Origin of the sequence: Promicromonospora kroppenstedtii DSM 19349 (genome assembly GCF_000515355.1) — a bacterium.
In the GTDB taxonomy this organism is placed as follows: Bacteria; Actinomycetota; Actinomycetes; order Actinomycetales; family Cellulomonadaceae; genus Promicromonospora; species Promicromonospora kroppenstedtii.
On sequence record NZ_KI911740.1, the window covers coordinates 184,998 to 192,356 of the forward strand.

3 protein-coding genes are annotated in these 7,359 nt (G+C 73.4%); all 3 read left to right on the plus strand.

The window, feature by feature from the left end; translation table 11 throughout:
* Positions 1-511 precede the first annotated feature (511 nt).
* Positions 512-1,903 (plus strand): aspartate--tRNA(Asn) ligase, encoded by a 1,392-nt coding sequence (gene aspS, locus PROKR_RS23320; protein WP_036968281.1) that lies wholly within the window; start codon positions 512-514, stop codon positions 1,901-1,903.
* 244 nt (positions 1,904-2,147) lie between these two features.
* Positions 2,148-5,993 carry a DUF4132 domain-containing protein gene (locus PROKR_RS23325; RefSeq protein ID WP_036968118.1) on the plus strand — a complete coding sequence of 1,282 codons (3,846 nt, stop codon included), beginning with the start codon at positions 2,148-2,150 and terminating at the stop codon, positions 5,991-5,993.
* Between the two features lie 147 nt (positions 5,994-6,140).
* Entirely contained in the window at positions 6,141-7,289 is a 1,149-nt protein-coding gene (locus PROKR_RS23330) for an ATP-binding protein (protein WP_051433276.1), read from the plus strand.
* Positions 7,290-7,359: the final 70 nt, after the last annotated feature.

Here is a 7,359-nt window from a genome sequence, read left to right on the forward strand (position 1 = left end):
TGGCTCGCCGCGGCCGGCGACCCGGGGCCCGGGGCCCGCGTCGCGTGATCGGCGTCGCGTGATCGGCGTCGCGTGATTGCCGTCGCGTGATCGGCGTCGCATGATCGGCAGAACGTCAGGTGATCGGCAATCCGAGTTACCGACCACCTGACGTTCTGCCGATCGCTCGACCCACTCCGGCGGGCGCGTGGCCGGTCGTACCCGTTGCGGAATCGTGGTGGCGCGGAGGCCGCCGTCGGGCATAGCGTGTGCGGTGGTGAGCGGGAGGCCTGACAAACCTCCGCCCGGTCCGCCGGGCAACTGCCTACCCGCGCGTGCGGCGTACCGACGAGAGGCCGGGGCGTCCCGGCAAAGGAGTGGTGGCACCGCGACCTAGCCCCCGCCCGCTCCTCCAGGGCCTGCGCCTTCTGGAGGAATGATGAGACCACCTTTGCCGTCCCCTGTGTCGTCCTCGAGCACGTCTGCGTCCGAGGCCCGGGGGCCCGAGACGGACGCTCTCGAGCCGGCCCGTGTGCTCGCCCGTGACCTGCCGGGCGTCCCGGCCGGTTCGCGCGTGCGGCTGCAGGGCTGGGTGCACCGGCGTCGCGAGCTCGCCACCGTGACGTTCCTGGTGCTGCGTGACCGTACCGGGCTCGCCCAGGTCGTGGTGCGCACCGGCGTCGGGCCCGCGGCGTCGGACGTGCTGCCGGCCGTGCCAGCCGTGCCGGCCGTGCTGGCGGAAGTGCCGGTCGTGCCGGTCGTGCCGGCTGCGCTGGCCGTGCCGGTCGTGCCGCCGGAGGAGACCACCGTCGAGGTGACCGGTACGGTCATCGCCAACCCGCAGGCGCCCGGCGGGGTCGAGGTCACCGGGCTCGACGGCGCGAACCCGCTGATCACGCCGCTCACCGACCCGGCGGAGACCCCGCCGGTCGAGCTGTGGCGGCCGGCCCTGACGGCCGTGCTGCCCACCCTGCTGGACCACGCCGCCGTCGCCTGGCGGCACCCGGCGCAGAAGGCGCGCTGGGAGGTCGCGGCCGCGAGCCTGCGCGGGTTCCGCGCGACGCTGGACGCGGCGGGCTTCACGGAGATCTGCACGCCCAAGCTGGTCGGCACGGCCACGGAGTCGGGGGCGAACGTGTTTCCCGTCGACTACTTCGGCCGTCCTGCCTACCTGGCGCAGTCGCCGCAGTTCTACAAGCAGCAGATGGTGGGCGTGTTCGAGCGGGTGTACGAGGTGGGTCCGGTGTTCCGGGCCGAGCCGCACGACACCGTGCGGCACCTCGCCGAGTACCGCTCGCTCGACGTCGAGCTCGGGTTCGTGCGCGACCACCGCGACGTGCTGGCGGTGCTGCGCGACGTGCTGGCCGGGCTGACGGACGCCGTCCGCGCGTCCGGGGTGGCCGAACGGCTGGGCGTAGCGGTGCCACAGGTTCCGGACGAGTTCCCGGTGCTGCACTTCGCGGACGCCCTGGAGCTGGTCGGCGCGCCCGCCGACGAGCCCGACCTCGCGCCCGAGCACGAGCGGGCGCTGGGCGAGTGGGCGTTGGCCGAGCACGGGTCGGACTTCCTCGCGGTCGAGGGCTATCCGATGGCCAAGCGGCCGTTCTACACGCACCCCGAGCCAGCCCACCGGACGGCGGGGGAGAGCCGGTGGAGCAACAGCTTCGACCTGCTGTTCCGCGGGCTGGAGCTGGTCACGGGCGGGCAGCGCCTGCACCGCTACGCCGACTACGTGGCGGCGATCGAGGCCCGCGGCGAGGACCCGGCGTCGTACGCGACCTACCTGGAGGCGTTCCGGCACGGGATGCCGCCCCACGGAGGGTTCGCGATCGGCCTGGAGCGCTGGGTGGCGCGGCTGGTGGGGGCGGCCAACGTCCGCGAGGTGACGCCGTTCCCGCGGGACCTGCACCGGCTCATGCCCTAGCGGCCGGGGCCCGGCGGGGTGGCTCCGCTGATCGGCGGGGCGGCTCTGCTGATCGGCCGGGGCGGCCCCGCTGACCGGCAGGGCGGCCCTGCGAGGGCGTTTCACCCGGGCGGTTCGTCCGGCGCCGGGCCGGGCGCGCGGGTGTGTCAGAGGCCACCAGTACCTTGTGGCGCGTGCTGCTGAAGGCAGCGCGATCCAGGGGCGAGCTCTGCCCCGATGGCCGATGACGACGTGATGGGGCGAGATGCTGCAGGAGCTGATGGACCGGGTGCGGGGCGGCGACGAGACGGCGCGAGGCGTGGCGGATGCGCTCGCACCGTTGTCGCTGCTCGGCACCGGTTCGTACGAGGACGCGGTGGGTTACGTGCTGCACGGCACGACGCCGGAGATCTTGACGAGCCTGGCGTCCGCCGGCACGGGTGAGATCGACAAGCTGCTCGACGAGCCGGGCCGCTCGAGCTACTGGTCGAGCTGGGTCTCGCCCGACGAGGAGAAGAAGGTCGCCGCCCACCACAAGAACTGGACCAAGGACAAGGGCATCAACGGCCGCCGCCGCGTCTACGCGGTCGGCGCCATGCCGCAGGTCGTCCGGTTCGGCCGGGTGCTGGCACAGATCACCGAGACCGTCGAGGTCCCGGGCGTGCCCGAGTGGCTCTCCCTCCTGCTGCACGATGTCGGCCACATCGGCACGCCGAAGCGCAACCGGTCCGGTTCCGGCGACCAGGCCACCCGCGCGCGCTGGACGCCGTCCACGTTCGAGGAGGCCGCGATCGAGGGCGGCGTGCCGGCCGCAGAGGCCCCGCGCGTCGTCCTGGTGGGCATCGCGCACCGCTCCGCGAAGGGGCGCTCCTGGTACTCCGACGCCCGCGAGGGAATCCTGAAGTCCCTCGGCTTCGACGAGTACGTCGCCCGGCACGTCGGCCAGCTGGGCGACGTCGTCCACACGGTGGGCGCCGCCGGCAAGGAAGAGGTCCTCGACCGCATCGGCAAGCGCGTCTCCACGCAGGAGGCCGCGAGCGACGACTTCGCGCGGATCGTCGCGGCGCTCGCCGTCGACCCCGCCAAGGGCGTGCGCGCCGCCGCGCTCAAGTACCTCGCGAGCCTGCCCGACGACCAGCAGGTCGAGCTGCTCGCGCCGCACCTGGCCACGGCGCCCTCCGGCCGCCTCGCCGAGGCCGTGACCCGCCTCGCCGCATTGGACGGCGGCATCGCCGCGTGCGAGACGGCCCTCGTGCCGCTGCGCGATGCGAACGGCAAGATCGCCGGCGGGCAGAGTGCCCGCGTCAAGCTCCTGGAGCAGACCGTCGAGCGCTCGCGCGCGCTGCGGACGCCCGCCGAGGACGTCGTCATCGAGCTCCCGGAGTGGCAGCCGCTGCCCGACGTCGCGCTCGACGCCGCCTGGCTGGCCCAGCTCCGCGCCGACATCGAGAAGGCGACCGTCGAGGCGCGCGAGAACCTCGCCGAGATGAAGAAGCGGTCCTCGGGCAACGCCAAGGACTGGGCCCTGCGGTCCGCCCAGAACAACCTCGACCGCCTGCAGAAGATCACCGACAAGGACCTCGACGCGCTGCCCGGTCACCTGTCCGGCCAGACGCCGGTCAAGGGCAAGTACCAGGCCTCGGCCCTGGTCCAGTGGCTCACCGAACGCCGCCGCGACCCGTTCGCCGGTCAGGGCCTCATGCTTCACATCCGGCTCCAGGCGCTCACGCACCGGGGCAAGGGCAACAACAACAACCTGCTGTGGACCCTCCGCGGTCACCTCGACGAGCTCACCGACCTGCGCCAGCTGCAGGAGGGCCTGGAGCGCGTGCAGATCCCGGAGCCCGAGGAGCTCATCACCGAGCTCGTGCTCCACCGCTGGTGGGGGCAGGAGGAGATCCCGACGACCGTGTCCTGGCCGTGGTTCGCCGAGCGGCCCCAGCTCCTGGAGCGCACGCTGCAGTCGGGCGAGGGCGGCAGCGACCGTGTCGGCAAGGCGCTCGACGTGCTGCGCCAGTTCCCTGTGGTGCCCCCGCTGGTGTTGCCCAACCTCACCGCGCTCGCGCTCGGCGCGGGCAAGACCCACCGCATCACCGCACAGCACGTGCTCGAGGCCCACACCGGCGCCCGGCCCCTGGCCGAGCAGGCGCTCGCGGACACCAAGAGCGAGGTGCGGGCGTCGGCCGCGGCCTGGCTCGGCCGCATCGGGGACGCCGAGGCGGTGCCGGCCCTGCGGGCCGCCCTGAAGAAGGAGCGGCGCGAGGCCGCGCGGGCGGCGCTGCTCTCGGCGCTGGAGACGCTCGGCGACGACATCTCGGCCGACCTCGCGCCCGAGGTCCTGCAGGCCGAGGCCACCAAGGGGCTCAAGGCCAAGATGCCGGCGAGCCTGGACTGGTTCCCCTTCGAGCAGCTGCCGGAGGTCCGGTGGGCTGCTGGTGCTGGTGCTGGTGCTGGTGCTGGCGCCGGGGCGGGCGACGTCGTCCCCCGGGACGTCGTGCGCTGGTGGGTCGTGCTCGCGACCAAGCTGAAGTCGCCCAGCGGCGAGGGCCTGATCGCCCGGTACGTCGGGCTCCTGGACCTGGCCTCGCAGGCCGCGCTCGGTTCGTTCGTGCTGCGGGCCTGGGTCGCGCAGGACACGCGCAACCCGTCGGTCGAGCACTCCCGCGAGTACGCCGACCGGTACGCACAGTCCCGGTGGGACAACCTGCAGTCCTCGATCAAGCGCTACCCCGAGTACTACGCCGACCAGGCCGGGCAGACCGTCGAGGACTTCTGGAAGCGCCTCTACCGCGAGGACCAGGCCACCTACCTCGGGTCGGCCACGCAGGAGAAGGGCCTGCTCGCGCTGACCGTCGGGATGCCCGGATCCGGGCTCGCGACCACGGCCCAGCACTACTTCACCGCGCACAAAGGCCGGCGTGCGCAGGCCGAGTACCTCGTGCGGGCCCTGGCCGCCAACGGCGACCGCGCCGCGGTGCAGCAGCTGCTCGCGGTCTCGCGGCGGTTCAAGCAGCGCACCGTCCAGGAGACGGCCGGCGCGCTGGCCCAGGACATCGCGGACCGCAACGGCTGGGACGGCGATCAGCTCGCCGACCGCACGGTGCAGACCGCCGGGTTCGACGACGACGGCATCCTGCGCCTCGACCTGGGCGGGCCGGACGGCGACGACGCACGGGTGGTCACCGGGCGCATCACCGAGTCGTTCACGCTCGAGCTGCGCAACCCCGCGGGCAAGGTCGTCAAGGCCCTGCCGGCCAAGCGCGCGTCGGACGACGACGAGGTGTACGCCGAGGCGAAGCGCCAGCTCAAGGAGTCGCGCGCCGAGCTGAAGGCCGTGGTGGCCCTCCAGACCCAGCGGTTCGCCGAGGCGATGGTCACCGGGCGCACCTGGACGTTCGCCGACTGGCGCGAGTTCGTGCTGGGCCACCCGCTCATGTCGCGCCTCGCCGCGCGCCTGGTGTGGGCCGCGGAGGTGCCGGGTGCCGGGTCGGGCGCCGGCTCCGTGACGTTCCGGCCGGGCGACGGCGGCGCGCTGATCGGCGTCGACGACGAGGACGTCACCCTGCCGGACGACGCGCTCGTGTCGCTGGTGCACGCGGCCACCCTCGGGGACGACGACGAGACCGGCGCACCGGCCTGGCGCGCTCACCTCGGGGACTACGAGATCACGCCGCTGTTCGACCAGGGCCTGGGCGCCGACGCGGAGGACGCCGCCGGCGCGCTGCCGGACCTGCCCGACACCGCCACCGTGATCAGTACCCGCCGGGGCTGGCTCAGCGACTCGTTCACGATCCGCGGGCGCGCCATGAAGCTCGGTTACTCGCGGTCGCAGGCCGAGGACGCCGGCTGGTTCTCCGCCTACCGCAAGGAGTACCCGACGCTCGACCTCACGGTCGAGATCGAGTTCACCGGCGCGTTCCTGCCCGAGGAGAACATCACCGCTGCCGTGGAGCACCTCGTCTTCCGCCGCACCGGCACCTGGGACGACCGGGGTCGGCTCGCGATCAAGGACGTGCCCAAGGTGCTGCTCGCGGTGTCCTACCGGGACTACGTGAACGTCGCCGAGGGCGGGGCGTTCGACGCGGACTGGGAGAAGAAGAGCCAGTACTGAGGCTCGGTGGTCCGGGTGCCGGATCCCACGTGGAGCCGGCACCGGACCCGACAGGCGTGCCAGTGGCTCCCGCCACCAGCACGCCGACCGCAGCGGTTCTGACCTGGGCCGTTGCGTCAACACTCGCTGTGAGCACAGAAGGACGTCATGACCACGGAAACCACCCACCCGGACACCAGCGCCACTGCAGGGACGACTGCCGGAACCGACGAGATCCGCCCGCCCGCCGAGATCCGCTACGCCGCCGAGCTGGCGACGCTGGCCGCCTGGGACGTCGAGCGCGGGCACGAGCTCCCGCCGAGCTGGCGGCTCAGCCCGCGGGCAGTGCGGGCGTTCGTCGTCGGCTCCGACGAGCTCGGTGTGAGCCGCAAGTTCTACGGCGACGACCCGCTGGTGGACCGCGCCGTCGTCTCCCTGATGGGGCGCCAGGGCCTGATGCTCGTGGGCGAGCCGGGCACGGCCAAGTCGATGCTGTCGGAACTGCTCTCGGCGGCGGTGTCGGGCAGCTCGACCCTGACGGTGCAGGGCACCGCGGGCACCACCGAGGACCACGTGCGGTACTCCTGGAACTACGCACTGCTGGTCTCCGAGGGGCCGAGCGAGCGGTCCCTCGTGCCGTCGCCGATCTGCACGGGCATGCGTGAGGGCCGCGTGGTGCGGTTCGAGGAGATCACGCGCTGCGCCCCGGAGATCCAGGACACGCTCGTGTCGATCCTGTCGGAGAAGCAGCTCATGGTCCCCGAGCTCGGTCCCGACGCACGGGTCGCGGCCCGGCCGGGGTTCACCGTGATCGCGACGGCGAACCTGAAGGACCGCGGCGTGCACGAGATGTCGGCGGCCCTCAAGCGCCGCTTCAGCTTCGAGACCGTGGCCCCGGTGCGGGACCGCGCCTTCGAGATCGAGCTGGTGCAGCGCCAGCTCGCGGCCGAGCTGGGCCCCGAGGGCGACCGGCCCGAGGTGCCGCGCGACGTGCTCGAGGTGCTGGTCACCGTGTTCCAGGACCTGCGCACGGGCAGCACCCGCGAGGGCGCGCCGGTCAAGCGGCCGGAGACGGTCATGTCGACGGCGGAGGCCGTCAACGTCGCCGTCGCGGCTTCGCTGGAGGCCCGGTACCTGGGCGACGGCACCGTGACCGCGGCCGAGGTCGCGCGGCAGGTCGCGGGCGTGGCCCTCAAGGGTGAGGAGGAGGACGCGCGTCGGCTGCGGCACTACGTCGACAACGTGGTGCGCGAGCGCGCCCGGACCGACGCGCGCTGGAAGGCCTTCTTCACCGCGGCAGAGCCGCTGTGGCGGTGACGGGCGGGGGCGCCGTCGGTGACGGCCGGCGGGCCGGCGCCGTCTGGGAGCTGGCTCCCGAACGCCTGCG